At 30.8% G+C, this 14,573-nt stretch carries 12 protein-coding genes; 1 reads left to right on the forward strand and 11 read right to left on the reverse strand.

Features of this window, described 5'->3' with window-relative positions; all coding sequences use genetic code 11:
* The 4 genes from KQI41_RS16445 to trpE are packed head-to-tail and all read right to left on the reverse strand — an operon-like array spanning position 1 to position 3,852.
* Positions 1 to 603: a phosphoribosylanthranilate isomerase gene (locus KQI41_RS16445; RefSeq protein ID WP_154438990.1), complete on the reverse strand. Its 603-nt coding sequence runs from the start codon at positions 601 to 603 to the stop codon at positions 1 to 3.
* Between the two features lies 1 nt (position 604).
* On the reverse strand, positions 605 to 1,378 hold the full coding sequence (gene trpC, locus KQI41_RS16450) for an indole-3-glycerol phosphate synthase TrpC (RefSeq protein WP_216585745.1): 774 nt from the start codon (positions 1,376 to 1,378) through the stop codon (positions 605 to 607).
* A complete protein-coding gene (gene trpD / locus KQI41_RS16455; protein ID WP_154438989.1) occupies positions 1,375 to 2,391 on the reverse strand; it encodes an anthranilate phosphoribosyltransferase in 1,017 nt (338 codons plus the stop codon). The genes trpC and trpD overlap by 4 nt, the downstream gene beginning before the upstream one ends.
* A 3-nt stretch (positions 2,392 to 2,394) precedes the next feature.
* Positions 2,395 to 3,852: an anthranilate synthase component I gene (gene trpE, locus KQI41_RS16460; RefSeq protein ID WP_154438988.1), complete on the reverse strand. Its 1,458-nt coding sequence runs from the start codon at positions 3,850 to 3,852 to the stop codon at positions 2,395 to 2,397.
* A gap of 595 nt (positions 3,853 to 4,447) precedes the next feature.
* Here trpE and KQI41_RS16465 point away from each other — a divergent pair.
* The gene (locus tag KQI41_RS16465; protein WP_154438987.1) at positions 4,448 to 5,479 is read left to right on the forward strand and encodes a resuscitation-promoting factor; all 1,032 of its coding nucleotides are present in this window, start codon (positions 4,448 to 4,450) and stop codon (positions 5,477 to 5,479) included.
* Positions 5,480 to 5,501: 22 nt separating this feature from the next.
* Here KQI41_RS16465 and KQI41_RS16470 read toward each other — a convergent pair whose 3' ends face one another.
* The 7 genes from KQI41_RS16470 to KQI41_RS16500 all read right to left on the reverse strand — a co-directional run bounded on the left by KQI41_RS16470 (position 5,502) and on the right by KQI41_RS16500 (position 14,562).
* Positions 5,502 to 8,105, reverse strand: coding sequence for an HD domain-containing phosphohydrolase (locus tag KQI41_RS16470; protein ID WP_154438986.1), 2,604 nt, complete (start codon positions 8,103 to 8,105; stop codon positions 5,502 to 5,504).
* A 325-nt stretch (positions 8,106 to 8,430) separates the two neighbouring features.
* Entirely contained in the window at positions 8,431 to 10,272 is a 1,842-nt protein-coding gene (locus tag KQI41_RS16475; protein WP_154438985.1) for an ATP-binding protein, read from the reverse strand.
* Positions 10,273 to 10,430: 158 nt separating this feature from the next.
* The gene (locus KQI41_RS16480; RefSeq protein WP_326828294.1) at positions 10,431 to 11,381 is read right to left on the reverse strand and encodes a DNA double-strand break repair nuclease NurA; all 951 of its coding nucleotides are present in this window, start codon (positions 11,379 to 11,381) and stop codon (positions 10,431 to 10,433) included.
* Between the two features lie 76 nt (positions 11,382 to 11,457).
* Entirely contained in the window at positions 11,458 to 12,291 is an 834-nt protein-coding gene (rsmI, locus tag KQI41_RS16485; protein WP_154438984.1) for a 16S rRNA (cytidine(1402)-2'-O)-methyltransferase, read from the reverse strand.
* A 276-nt stretch (positions 12,292 to 12,567) separates the two neighbouring features.
* Positions 12,568 to 13,302, reverse strand: coding sequence for a tRNA1(Val) (adenine(37)-N6)-methyltransferase (locus tag KQI41_RS16490; protein WP_154438983.1), 735 nt, complete (start codon positions 13,300 to 13,302; stop codon positions 12,568 to 12,570).
* A 99-nt stretch (positions 13,303 to 13,401) separates the two neighbouring features.
* Positions 13,402 to 13,569, reverse strand: a complete 168-nt coding sequence (locus KQI41_RS16495) for a DUF362 domain-containing protein (RefSeq protein ID WP_154438982.1) — start codon at positions 13,567 to 13,569, stop codon at positions 13,402 to 13,404.
* Between the two features lie 96 nt (positions 13,570 to 13,665).
* Complete coding sequence (locus KQI41_RS16500; RefSeq protein ID WP_154438981.1) at positions 13,666 to 14,562, reverse strand: PSP1 domain-containing protein; 897 nt, start codon at positions 14,560 to 14,562, stop codon at positions 13,666 to 13,668.
* Positions 14,563 to 14,573: the final 11 nt, after the last annotated feature.

Raw genomic sequence — 14,573 nt, forward strand, 5'->3', positions numbered from 1 at the left:
TTATCCCCTTACTTTTTTTATAAAATCTTTTATCTTTCCGTAGTCCTTATATCCATCTGTCTCTACTCCAGAGCTTACATCTACTACTGTAGGTCTAACTATCTGTATAGCATTTTTAATGTTTTCCGAACATAATCCCCCTGCTAAAACTATAGATTTAGTTTTAGTAATCTCTTTAGCTAATTCCCAATTAAACTTTTTTCCTGTCCCTCCAACTTCTCCTTCTATCCAAGTATCCAAAAGATATTTATCAACATTATATTTTTCTAATAAGCCTAGACTTTTTTCATCTTTTATAAGAAAGGATTTCCATACTTCATTTTCAAAGCAATTACAATAACTAGGACTTTCATCTCCATGGAATTGAAGTACATCAAGATTACAAAGTTTTTCTATTTCTTTTACTTCTCTTATGGAATGATTTAGAAATATACCAACCTTTTTTATATCTTTATTTAAGCTGTTAGCTAATCTCCTTGCCATATAAAAATCAATTTGTCTTTTACTTTTTGCAAATACAAATCCTATATATTCTGGTTTTAATTTGTTCACATAATCTACATCTTCATATCTTCTCAATCCACAGATCTTTATTTCTACCAAATCATTCACCTCTTAATTCCTTTATCTTATTTTCAATAGATTTAGATTTCATAAAGCTTTCCCCAATTAAAACACCATCCAACCCTATGGACTTTAGATACTCCATATCTTTTCTATTAGAAATACCACTTTCACTAATGACTACTTTGTCCTTTGGTATATAGCCTATTAATTTTTCTGTAGTTTCTATAGTTACTTCAAAGGTCTTTAAATTTCTATTGTTAATCCCTATTATTTCTGTCCCTGTCTCTAATACTTTTCCTAACTCCTCTAAGTTATGGACTTCCACTAAACACTGAAGGTTAATGTCTTTAGCTATTTTTTGGAACTCTATTAATTCTCTTTTTGTTAGGAGAGCCCCAATAAGCAAAATAGCATCTGCCCCTAATTCCTTGGATTGATATATTTGATATGAATCAATTATAAAATCCTTTCTAAGAATAGGTATTTTTGTCTCTTTTTTTATTAAGGATAAATATTCATCTTTTCCTAAGAAGAAATTTTCTTCAGTCAAAACTGAAATAGCATTTATTTGGTTTTTTTCATAAATTCTACCTATTGATATAGGATCAAAATCTTCCCTAATAACCCCCTTTGAAGGAGAAGCTTTTTTGACTTCTCCTATTATATTTAATTTTTTATTTTTTCCTATGGCTCCTTTAAAATCCCTAGTATCTAAATCTCTAATTCGTTTTTGCAAATTTTCAATAGATATAATTGACTTTTCTATTTCTACTTTTTTTCTTTTCAAAGAAACAATTTTTTCTAATATCACTTCTTCATCTCCTGACTAAATTTAATCAATTGATTTAATTTTTCTAATGCAAGTCCCTTATCTATTATTTCCTTTGACTTCTCTATTCCATCTTCCAAGGAATCTACTTCTTTTCCTACATACATGGCTGCCCCTGCATTTAATAAGACCATATCACGTTTAGGTCCTTTCTCGCCTTTTAATATATCTAGTAAAATCTCTGCATTCTCTTCTGGATTTCCACCTTGGATTTTTTCAATTTGATTAAAGGGTATTCCATAATCCTTAGGGTCTAAATAATATTCATAGATTTCACCATTTTTTAGTTCAGACACCTTAGTCTTTGTAGTAATAGTAATTTCATCTAATCCGTCTAGTCCATGAACTACCATACATCTTTCCAATCCTAGGTTTTTCAACGATTGTGCCATAATAGTCGTAAGGTCTTCATCAAACACACCTAGGACTTGCCCTTTAGGGTTTGCAGGATTTGTTAAGGGTCCCAAAATGTTAAATATAGTTCTTATTCCTAATTCCTTACGGGGATGTATGGCATATTTCATACTCTGATGAAAATTTGGGGCAAATATAAATCCTATTTGCAGTTCGTCTATAGATCTTTTAATATCTATAGGAGACAGATTAATATTTACTCCTAGACTTTCCAACACATCTGCACTTCCACATTTACTAGACATAGATCTATTTCCATGTTTTACAATAGTCACTGATGCAGCAGCTGCTACAAAAGCTGCTGCTGTCGATATATTAAATGTGTTACTTTTATCTCCTCCAGTTCCACAAGTATCTACTGTATAATTACTATTTGTTTCAATCTTTATAGCTTTTTCCCTCATAGCCTTAGCAGCACCAGTGATTTCTTCTAAGGTCTCTCCCTTCATACGAAGAGCAGTAAGAAATCCACCTATTTGAGAGGCAGTAGCCCTACCTTCCATTATGATATTCATTACATCACTCATCTCATCTTCCCTTAAGTCTTTATAATTTATAACTTTATCTATTGCTAGCCGCATAATTTACTCCCCCTTCCTAATACACTCCACAAGTGCTTTTGCTTTCTTTAAGGTTTCTTCATATTCACTTTCAGGATTGGAATCTGAAACGATTCCTGCACCAGTTTGTATATACGCTATATTATCCATAAAGACTATAGTCCTTATGGCAATACAAGCATCCATGTTGCCATCAAACCCCAAATATCCAATAGCCCCTGCATATATTCCTCTTTTTCTATTTTCTAGCTTTTCTATAATCTCTAATGCTCTTAATTTTGGTGCTCCAGATACAGTTCCTGCTGGAGCACAAACTTTTATAACATCATAATTACTTAAATTTTTTTTGATTTTTCCTGTTAAATGTGAAACTATGTGCATTACATGAGAATATTTTTGTATCTCCATAAATCGGCTAACTTCAACAGTTCCATCTTCTGATATTTTGTTCATATCTTCTTTAGACAAGTCTACTAACATCAAATGTTCCTTTTGCTCCTTTTGATCTTCTAATAAATCTTTTGCGTAGAATTCATCTTCATCTAAATCTTTTCCTCTAGGTCTAGTGCCTGCAATAGGGCAAGTTTCTACCTTATCCCTGTTTATCTTCACTAAAGTCTCTGGAGAAGAACCAACTATATGATAAAATCCAAAATTTATATAATACATATATGGAGAAGGATTTAAAACCCTCAGTTTTCTATAAGCTTCAAAAGGATCAATTTTTGTATGAAAATCAAATCTTTGAGATAGAACTACTTGCAATAACTCCCCATTTTTTATATATTCCTTAGCTTCTAAAACCTTTTCTATAAAACTTTCCTTTGTTTCATTACTAATATAATAAACTTCTTCTAAATGTCTCTGTGTCTCTTTCGCCGTATAAGTCTTGATTTCTAGTATTTCTTCTTTTATTTTCTCTATCTCTAATACTCCTTCTTCATAGATTTTTTTTAAGGATTCTCCTATTTCTAGAATTACAATAATCTTTATCTTTTGTCTTATATGATCATAAATGATGATATTTTTATGCAGTAACAGGTGTAAGTCTGGGGTTTTTATGCTCTCTTTATTTGTACTTGCTACTCCATTGATGTCTTTTATTAAATCATAACCAATAAATCCTACAGCTCCACCTATAAAATCCTCTGGACTTTCTATTGGAGCTATTTTATATTTGTCTATAATCTCTTGTACAATACTAAGAGCATCTCCCTCTTTTTTTATTGTCTCATTTCCTTTAATTATTGTGACTTCATTACCATAAGCCATAATTTCCATAAAAGGATTTCTTCCCATATAAGAATATCTCCCCCACTTAATTCCTCCTTCAACGCTTTCCAATAGAAAGGTCTTTTTACGTTTGCACAACTTACTAAATAAAGAAATAGGTGTTTCCATATCACCATCTATTTCCGATGAAATAGAAACTATTTTTCTTTCTTTACTTAATCTTTTAAATTCTTCATAATCTGGATACATAGTATAATCCCCCTTTTCTTGGCACAAAAAAGCACTTCGTCCTTATATAAGGACGAAGTGCTTAACACCCCGTGTTGCCACCTTTTTTAGGTAATCTTATATCCTAGGTAATAAAACAAAAAAACATTTCAATCCTAATGTTTAGGACGAAATGTTACACCTCGCTATGCCACCTAATATAGATAGTTGACTACCTCACTCTGAAGATACGGAAATAATAATATTTCGATATCCCGTCTTTATAACGTAAGACACTCGGCTAATGATACTCTCCTAAGATTTCACACCGCTTCTCATGGAACCATTCAGCAGACCATCCGTATCGGGCTTCCACCGTCCCCGACTCTCTAAATCTTCAAGTATTGCTTACTTTTTCCAATCAATGAATTCTTTAACTTTTAAAGATTGTAATATAAAAAAGTTTTTTTGTCAATATTTAATTTTATGAATATTTTTCCAATTATTGTATATCATATCTAATATAACTAATCACATAGTTTATTTTTCAGAATAATATGTATATTATCTCAAAAATTTGACAAACCAAATCTTTTTGATTACAATACTAGAATAGTGAAATTATAGGAGGTATATTATGGAAAATTATCCAGTCAATAAGACTTGGAAATTTATAGTCTTGACTGCCCTCGCTATAGCTGTAACTGTATCTTTAGGGTTTTATGTGTACCAAGGTAATATTAGAAACATTACCTTACTAATGGAAGATGAAGTTATAGAAGTAACTTCAAATGCCAAAACAGTGGAAGACCTTCTCCAAAAGGAGGATATATCCATTGCTAAAAATGCCTATATCAATGTAGATTTAGACACAGAAATTGAAGACAATATGAATATAATTATAAAGAATCCTAAGTCATATACTGTTTCTACCTATGTTGGAGAGTTAGATATTGTTTCTTACTACTCTACTGTTGGTGAAGTATTAGATGACAAAGGCATTGCATTAGGTGAAAAGGACTATACGTATCCTGGACTACATGAAAAAATATATAGTGGAGAGAAAATTGAATTATTTCATGTTGAAGAAGTAATGGAAACTGCTGAAGTTCCTATTCCTTTTGAAAAAACTGTAAATAAAAACCATAACTTAGATTATGGAACAGTACAAACTGTCCAAAAAGGTAAAAATGGTCTCAAAAAAACTTACTATAAAAATGAATATGTAAATGGTGAGTTAAAATCAAAAGAATTAGTAAAAGAAGAAATAGTCACTGAACCTGTTTCTGAAATTATAGAAAAAGGTACAAACAATTTAATAGTTACCTCTAGAGGTAACACTAGCTATAGAAAAGCTGTGACTATGACAGCTACTGCATATGATTTATCCTTTGAAAGTTGTGGAAAACGTCCAGGGGATAAATATTATGGCCTTACAGCTTCTGGTACAAAAGTTAGGCCTGGAGTAGTTGCTGTTGACCCTAAAGTAATACCACTTGGCACGAAACTTTATGTTAAGAGCCTTGATGGGACTAAAGATTACGGTTTTGCTGTAGCAGAAGATACAGGTGGTGCAATAAAGGGAAATAAAATTGATCTTTTCTTTCATAATAGCAAAGATGTCTATAAATTTGGAAGAAGAAAGGTTAAAGTATATATATTAAATTAAAATAGACTCTAAGGAGTCTATTTTAATTTATTTCATCCCATTGGACTTTAAGAACATCTTCTATAAATACTCTTACTAAGTAAGGATCAAATTGGGTTCCTGCATTCTTTTTAAATTCTTTTACTATTTTATCTCGAGGTAATGCCTTTCTATAAACTCTATCTGATGCCATTGCATCATAGGAATCAACTATGGCTATAATTCTAGATATTAAAGGTATCTCTTCTCCCTTTAGTCCCTTTGGATAGCCTTGTCCGTCATATCGTTCATGATGACTTAAGGTATATTCTGCTATTTCTGATAGCTCAGTCACTGTACTAAGTATTCTATATCCAATTTCAGGATGTTTCTTCATTTCTTCCCATTCAGCTTCACTAAGTACTCCAGGTTTATCTAGCACAGATTTATTAACTGCAATCTTTCCTATATCATGAAGCAATCCAACCTTTTCTACTTTTTTCAACATATCTTCTTTCATGCCTAAAGACTTACATAATTCTTGAGCCATTTTTGATACCCTTTGAGAATGTTCTTCCTCATTTTTGCTTAACTCATATAATGCACTTATAATAGTATCTATTGTTTTGCTTCTCATGCTAGGTCCTTCAAACAACTTATTCTTATACATATTATCTTCAGACATTTTAAATATTTCAGAAGTACTAATATCCATAGTATGTTTAGTTCCAATACCAAAGGATACGGATATTTCTATATTGGATAATTTCTTATCTTCTAACTTAGTATTTGCATTTAATTCTTTTAATCTATTTACAACTTCTTCTGCATCTCTTTCGTCAGTTTCTGGTAAAATAATTACAAATTCATCACCACTAATCCTTGCTACTATATCACCTTTTCTGCAGCCATTTGTTATATTATTTCCTACAGCCTTTAGTAACTCGTCTCCAGCTGAATGTCCAAAAGAATCGTTTATAAGCTTCAATCCATTTACATCACCCATTATAATTGTAAGGGGTAAGTTTTCAATACTATCCAGTCTAAGTAGTTCTTCTTCAAAAAACCTTCTATTATACAGACCTGTTAGCTGGTCCTTATAAGATAGTCTTATTAATTCATTTTCCATTTTCTTCTTTGCTGTTACATCTCTGACTATAGACAATACTTCTTTTTGATTAATCTTGGCTATTCTCACTTCATAATCATATTTAACATTTGACATATTCAAAGTATATTCAAAAGTTTCTAAAGTGTTGTTCTCTAGTACATATTTTATCTTTTCCATGGTGATATTAGATATTTCTGGAGGAAATATTTCATAAACTGACTTACCTAAAAACTCTTCTATTGGTAAATATAATCTACTGTTATTTGATGTTTCTACTTCTATAAACCGTCCTTCACTATTTATTATGAATAATATATCAGGCAATGCTTCTATTATGGCTTTATTCTTTGCTAAAACTTGTTTTAACTCACTTTCAGATTTTACTAAACTCATATACTGAGCCCTTAACTCTTCTTCCATAGCTGCTAATTGTCCATAGGATGCCTCTAATTCTTCAGTCTGAGCTATTATCTCTTCATTATCTTGTTCTATCTGCTCAAAAAATTCTTGTGCTTTATTCAGCACAAAATTAATTGTCTCTCTTAGTTCTACAAAAGGCTCATTTTGATTTATTGACATACGATATCCAAGATTCTTTTCAATATTTATAGCTCCAATATCTTTGTCCAATTTATATATAGGAATAAGAATATTAACTCTTTGCAAATATATAAAAGAACCAAAAATAACTATAGATATTATAATTATTATAATGGACATTCTAATAATAGCATTATCATTTCCTCTAAATTCCTCTAAAGACATGAAATTTCCAATAACCCAATCAGTGTTTTCTATTGATTGGTAAGATAAATAACCTAGTACTCCATCTAGTTCTATCTCTATTCTTCCAGTCTTATTATTTATAATGCCTTCATATATATTATCTCCTATGGAGTTGATATTTACAAAATCTTGATTGGATTCATACTTATATTTTGGATGTGCCAATAAATTGCCAAAGCCATCTATTAAAAAAGAATAGCCCAACCCTTTAATCTTAGTATCCTGAACTATTTCTATAATTCCTTCCATACTAATATCAGCAGCTACAACTCCCAATAGATTTCCACTGCTATTGTACACAGGTTTTGATATTCCTATTATCAATTGGTTATCTACTGCATCCATATATATATTTGTAAATACAAGGCTATTTTCTTTTACTGCATTTATATACCAGTCTCTTTTTCTTGCATCATAATCATTAGGTGGTATCCAATCACTTGAAATTATAAAGTTATTATTTATATCTCCAAAATATATCTGTTTAATGGAAGGCTGAATCTTTACAATTCTATGGAAATAATTATATATTTCATCTCCATTCCATTCTTCTGTTGACAAATGTTCTACAGCTTCAATAATATGTTTACTGTGATATTTTAAATTATCCTCTATTTGATAACCCAAATGTTCTATAGATTCTTCCATATTGGACTCTTTAGTCTCTATTATGATTTTATTTAAATATGAATATTGGGTTATTAGTCCTATAACAACAACTACAGTCAATAATAGTGCAAATAAATAAAATCTTTTTTGGATAGTTTTCATTATACCACCTCGACAATTTAATATATACTTATATCTTATTTGACATATTACTTATACCCAGTATTATAACATCTTTTCCCTTTTTAGACACTTTCTTCTAAATATTTCAAATTTTCCATTAAAAAATTTTAGTTAAGTTTATTGGTCTGGTATACATGAAAAAATCTCCTATTTATTATAAAAAAATTGTTTCTTATAAGAAACAATTTTTTCAGTATTATATATTAAATCTATCTGTTAGCTACAGTAACTCAATTATTATTTTATTAAGTTCTTCAATAAAACTAAATATACTTTCTATGAAATTTATATCTTTGTCCTATATCTAGCTTATAATTTTATATCTGTAACCAAATATAGTCTCCTCTTTTTTTATATATTCCTTCTCTACCATTTGTTTTAATCTATCTTCTAAGGAATCCAAGGTAAAGGTAATACCTGTTTCCTTTTCAATTTCCATAATTATGTCTAAAAGTTCTGTATCGTTTATAGGCAGCTTAGATTTTATTACATTTAAAAACTTTTCATCATCTTCTTTTCCCTTATTTTTTAACTCATCAAAGGGATTCTCAGTATGGGGGCTGGAGCTTATAGCTGCTCTAATCCTAGCAAATATAGTCCTTCCCATGGAAGCAGAAGAAATAAATACATCTCCTGTTCTCAAGTAAGGAAGTCGTCTAGTCTCTTCTACTGTAAGGTCAGTTTCTTCCTTTATTGTTTGTATATCAGATGCCCTAACAGTTCTAAATATAAACTTAGTATTTAACTGTGCAGTTATGGTTTCATCTAATAAGGTAGGTCTTTGAGTGGCTAAAATTAAGAATGCACCATATTTTCTACCTTCTTGAGATATTTCTTTTAGTATAGATTTAGATGGAGAGTCATATCCCTTAGGTGCAAAATTATGAGCCTCATCTGTAACTACTATAAATGGTGGAAAGTATTCTGAGTGAATCTTCTTATATAAGGCATCCTTATAATCTCTTCTTTTATGATATAAACTATTTAATAAATAAGTACTAAATACTTGAAGAATTCTAGTATTCCCTTGAATAACCATTAGTTTTCCTCTTTGAAGACCATCTTCTATTTCACGGACATCTTTAGAAAATATACCTTCATTATCTAATCTTTTTAGTCTCCAGATTATTCCCTTTACTGAATTATAAGGACAGGTCTTATCATAGGATAAATAAAGCTCTTTTCTCTTTTCCCAAGCCTTTTTTTCCTCTTGATGATCTGCATAGTTGATTCTATTATCTATTCTATCTATGGAGCCTTCCTCTTGAGCTTCTGTTAACATTTGAAGCTTATTATAGAAACTGCTGAAAGAATCCTTTCTCTTAAATAATACATCTACTACATTGTTCATAGAATCTGTAAGGTGTGAGGCAGCATCCAGTAAGTTTTTCAAGTCTTGGCTAGATAAATCTTCAAATTTAACACCTACATGAAACCCTACTTGCAGGCATTTGAACTTATCCTTAAAGTCTATTGTGTTGTCTTCTAAATAACCAGCCCTTTCACTGAAATCCATTTCAAAGTGAGGGTCCAATACTATAGTAGGAATATTTTGCTTCATCAATTCCTCAAGAACTACCCTAAGTCCAAAGGATTTCCCTGAACCTGAACCACCAAATACCCCTATATGAGGATAATGGTGCATAGATTTTACATCTAATATATATGGTATCTCCCTTTGAGGACACAATCCTTTTTCTTCAAAGGTGTATAAAAGATTTTTATATTCTTCGTCCATATCTATAGCCATATCATCTGTATTTTTAATGACACCTAAAACTAAACCATCTTCTTTCTTAGTCTTTATCATTAAATCCTTTACTTCATGAAATTCTGGAAGTCTAACATCTGCTCCTGTTTGTACTGGATATAGAGCCTCATTTAAAAGTCTCACCTTGGCTATATAAATGGTTTCCTCATCAATATTATATCCCAAGGTTTTTAAAGATTCCAATACAGAAGAATCTACAAAATCTCCTGCTATATTTAAGGGAATATATCTATTGAAAGCCTTGGCTTCAACAACTTCCCCCATTAAATCATTTTGATAAGGGTCTTCTATAATTAAAAATTCATTTATTCTAAAATTCCTAGTCTTAGATCCTATAAATACTTCCTGCTGAGTAGTAATACCGACTATTTGCATATCTGTCCTCCTTAGTGCAACTATGTTGCAAATTTTGAATGTTGAATTGTGAATTTTGAATTAAAGGATTAGTGAACTGCGTTCACTGACTTTGTTTTTCCCAACATCGTAAGGCGTATTAATTCATAGTTCACAATTAGAAATTAATTCCCTTGAAATTAATTTCTTTTTGCTCTTTCTGATACAAAAAACCTTTCGTATAAATCCCTGTTCATATATCTTTCCATAAGCCCCTTCATTATGGCATCAGATATTTGAACTTCTTTGTCTACTATATCTAACCAAAGAGGTACACCTCTGCTATTTTCTGGTGTTAAAGTGAATACCAGCCTTCCCATTTCCTCTAAATATTCTTTCTGGCTATCTATTATATCCATACCTATTACTGTAGGTTGAAGAGATGATCTCATAAAAATGGAAGAATAGCCTTCCTTATTCTTTTTATTTACTTCATCATTTATAATTATCATTTCACCATATTGAAGTTGTCCAAAAAGTAATTCTCTATCATAAACTTCTACATTTATGTTAGAATATACTTCCTTTAGTTTATCTCCTATGATGGAAGTCTTTATATCTTTTATAACTCCCACTAATAATACTCCTTGATTTTCACATTCGTCCCTAAGATTTATCCAGGAGTCATAGGAATATATATTATATCTGATTAAGGAGCCATCCATAAGTATTGCATAAGGCTTATATTTTCTTACGGCTTCAAGGGCAACTTCTACTTCTATATTTGCTAATAACTTATTCCTCTGCTCTGCTATTTCCTTTTCATCTTCTGCCAATATATTGTTTTCTTTTTCTGAAAATAAAGGTGTATATAAATCTGATTTGAATATAGCTTTATTATTAATTATAGTAGATTTTGCTAGTCCTTGAAATATATCTACAAAATGAGGATAAGCACCACCCATACGATTAGTGGAACCATCTACTCCTACGATACCACCTTTAGCCTCATACAAAGCTAGATATTTATTGTCTAATTTCTTTAAAGAAGTAATCTTTCCTATATATTCTTCTATAAATCTCCTTAAGAATAATTTATCGATTGAAAGGACTTCCCTATATCTTTCTTCCATGGAATTATTAAGATTCACTATTTTTTCTTTTAAATCATTATGTATATTATAAATAAAAATCACCCCCGTAGTTTAGTGAATAGCTAATAACTATTCACTCTTCACTGATTTTAACTGATATTCTATATACTTCATTCTTTGCCACACCATATTCATGGGCTACTTTTTTCACGGCTTCTTTCTTAGTCATTCCTTCTTCTATATATTTTTTAAGTATAGACTCTATGTCCAATTCTTTCTCTGCTTCTTCCTCTTTATTGCCTTCTAAAACAAGTACAAACTCTCCTCTAATATTGGAAGCTTTGAAATATTCTAAGGCTTCTTCTATAGTCCCTCTAAAGGTTTCTTCATATTTCTTTGTAAGCTCTCTTGATATGGAGACTTTTCTTTCTCCCAAGATACTTAACATATCTTCCAATAAATTTAATATTCTATGTGGGGATTCATATATTATAGTTGTGTATTTATATTCTTTAATCTTTTTTAATTCCTGCACTCTCTCGTTTTTCTTAGAGGATAAAAATCCTTCAAAGGTAAATTTATGAGTTGATAAACCTGATACTACCAATGCAGTAATAGAAGCTGTAGCCCCTGGAAGGACTATTACTTCAATTCCTTCTTCTATGGCTTGCCTTACAAGAACTTCTCCAGGATCTGATATACCAGGCATTCCTGCATCAGATACTAAGGCTATATTTGTACCATTCTTTAACTTCTCTATTAAAGTTATACCCTTTTCTTTTATATTATGTTCATGATAAGAGGTAAGAGGTTTCTTTATATCATAATGATTAAGCAACTTTATAGTATGTCTTGTATCTTCTGCTGCAATTACATCAACTTCTTGTAATATATTTATGGTTCTAAAGGTAATATCCTCTAAATTTCCAATAGGTGTAGGACATATATATAATTTTCCTGATTCCATTTTTTTCTCCTTATTTTTGCATATTCAATAATTTTTGTTATTACTCATAGCTATCTTGAAAAATAATAAAAATACTAAAGGAACATTTGCAGGACACAATTTAATTCTTAGTGAATGTAAGATGAAAATCCGTTAAGCAGTTTGCACTGTTTGAGCGTAGCGAGTTTGCAAACTGTAGGATTTTTAGCTGGAATGAGCTATAGAATTATTTGTGTCCGAAACAGTGAGTGTGGATTTTTATTATTTTTATTATCCACTGTTAATAGTAACTAATTTTTATTTCTGATACTCGGTTCCATAAATTGTAGTTATTTCTTCTGTATAACTGCCATCATCATTATATACTATAAGTGGGTCATAGAATTTCAAATCTGGCTTTCCACCTTTTACTGCTTCTATTAATATTAAATTTGGTTTTTTATTTAACTTTGGTTGAACAAATCTTATGTACTTTGGTTCTAGTTTATATTCTCTAAGTAGATAAATTATATCCACCAGTCTATCAGGCCTATGAACCATATAAAACTTTCCTAGAGGCTTCAATAAGTATTCTGTTACTTCTATTATATCTCTCAAATTACAAGCCAATTCATGGCGAGATATGGCAAAGTTTTCGTCATGATTTACTAATGCTCCTCCTGATTTCATATAAGGTGGATTTGATGTTACTATATCAACTGTATTCTTACTAAATATATTTGGTAAATCTTTTAAATCCATATTTAAAATCTTTATATTTTCCTCTAATTTGTTTAATTCTATACTTCTATTAGCCATTTCTGCCACTTCATTTTGAATCTCTACACCATAGATTATATCCACTTTATCCTTTCCATATATCCTAAGGGGAATGATTCCTGTTCCAGTACCTAAATCCACTACTATACCCTTTCCTTTGGCAAAATTAGATAAAAATATGGCATCTGTACCATAGGAAAATCTTTCTTTATTTTGTATTATCTTAAAATTAGTACCTGGAACTATATCTATTCTTTCCTTTTCCTTTAACATAAATTTCTCCTTTTAAATAATATGGGTAACTTCAATTTAAAACTAGTACCAAGAGGTTGTTATTAAAAAAGACCCTTAAGGGTCTTTTTTTAATAAGTACTATTCTGGTTTTGGCGCATCTACTGGACAAACGTTAGCACAAGCACCACAATCAATACATTTTTCTGGGTCTATTACATATATATCGCCCGCTGATATAGCGTCAACTGGACATTCTGGTTGACAAGCTCCACATGCAATACAATCATCGTGAATTCTATATGACAATTGATTCACCCCCTTTTGGCTTATGTTTATCTACGCTTCCATTTTAACAGATTTTAACTAAGAATAAAAGAGATTTTAAAATTATTTATTATTTACTTAATCTTCCAACTTTCTTATGTCTATATCCTCATCTGCCAATTCTATGACTTCTTCTCTTTCCCTTATATATGCTGGATCTACCTCACCAGTATTTTTAATATCCTTCACTAAAAAATAAAGAAGATCTTCTGTATTATCCTTTAGTTTTACTTTTGCTTTTACCTTTTCAAGTAGTGTATATGTCTCTACTACTGTTCCCTTCCCTTCAGGGGTAATTATTATATCTCCAACATGAGGCATCTTTTGTAAAAGTTCTTCATACACATTATGCTCATATTTTAAACAACACATAAGTCTACCACAAAGTCCCGAAATCTTAGTTGGATTTAAAGATAGGCTTTGTTCTTTAGCCATTTTTATAGATACTGGTTCAAACTCTCCTAAGAATTGTCCACAACATAGCACCTTCCCGCAAGGTCCTATACCACCTATCATTTTGGCCTCATCTCTTACTCCTATTTGTCTAAGTTCTATTCTAGTCCTAAATATAGCTGCTAAATCCTTTACAAGTTCCCTAAAGTCTACTCTGCCGTCTGCCGTAAAATAAAATATAACTTTGTTATTATCAAAAGTATATTCTACATCTACTAGTTTCATAGATAATTTGTGTTCTTCTACTTTTTGCTGACATATGATTAAGGCTTCCTTTGCCTTTCTCTTATTTTCCCTATGGGTGTCAAAATCCTCATCTAAAGCTACTCTTATGACCTTTTTTAAGGGTGCTACTATTTCTTCCTCTGTAATCTCCTTTGGTCCTGTTACTACATGTCCGAACTCTATTCCTCTGGCTGTTTCTACCACTACAAAATCATTAAATCTTACATCTATATCATCAGGGTCAAAATAATAAATCTTCCCCGCCTTCTTAAACCTTACTCCTACTACCTTTACCATATTTATAATTC

This window comes from Tissierella pigra, from assembly GCF_018917845.1.
Classification (GTDB): domain Bacteria; phylum Bacillota; class Clostridia; order Tissierellales; family Tissierellaceae; genus Tissierella; species Tissierella pigra.

Coding starts and splice junctions, on each gene's coding strand:
- trpD (WP_154438989.1), bottom strand. CDS start 2,391: ATGCGGCTAGCAATAGATAAAGTTATAAATTATAAAGACTTAAGGGAA.
- trpE (WP_154438988.1), bottom strand. CDS start 3,852: ATGTATCCAGATTATGAAGAATTTAAAAGATTAAGTAAAGAAAGAAAA.
- KQI41_RS16465 (WP_154438987.1), top strand. CDS start 4,448: ATGGAAAATTATCCAGTCAATAAGACTTGGAAATTTATAGTCTTGACT.
- KQI41_RS16470 (WP_154438986.1), bottom strand. CDS start 8,105: ATGAAAACTATCCAAAAAAGATTTTATTTATTTGCACTATTATTGACT.
- KQI41_RS16475 (WP_154438985.1), bottom strand. CDS start 10,272: ATGCAAATAGTCGGTATTACTACTCAGCAGGAAGTATTTATAGGATCT.
- rsmI (WP_154438984.1), bottom strand. CDS start 12,291: ATGGAATCAGGAAAATTATATATATGTCCTACACCTATTGGAAATTTA.
- KQI41_RS16490 (WP_154438983.1), bottom strand. CDS start 13,302: ATGTTAAAGGAAAAGGAAAGAATAGATATAGTTCCAGGTACTAATTTT.
- KQI41_RS16500 (WP_154438981.1), bottom strand. CDS start 14,562: ATGGTAAAGGTAGTAGGAGTAAGGTTTAAGAAGGCGGGGAAGATTTAT.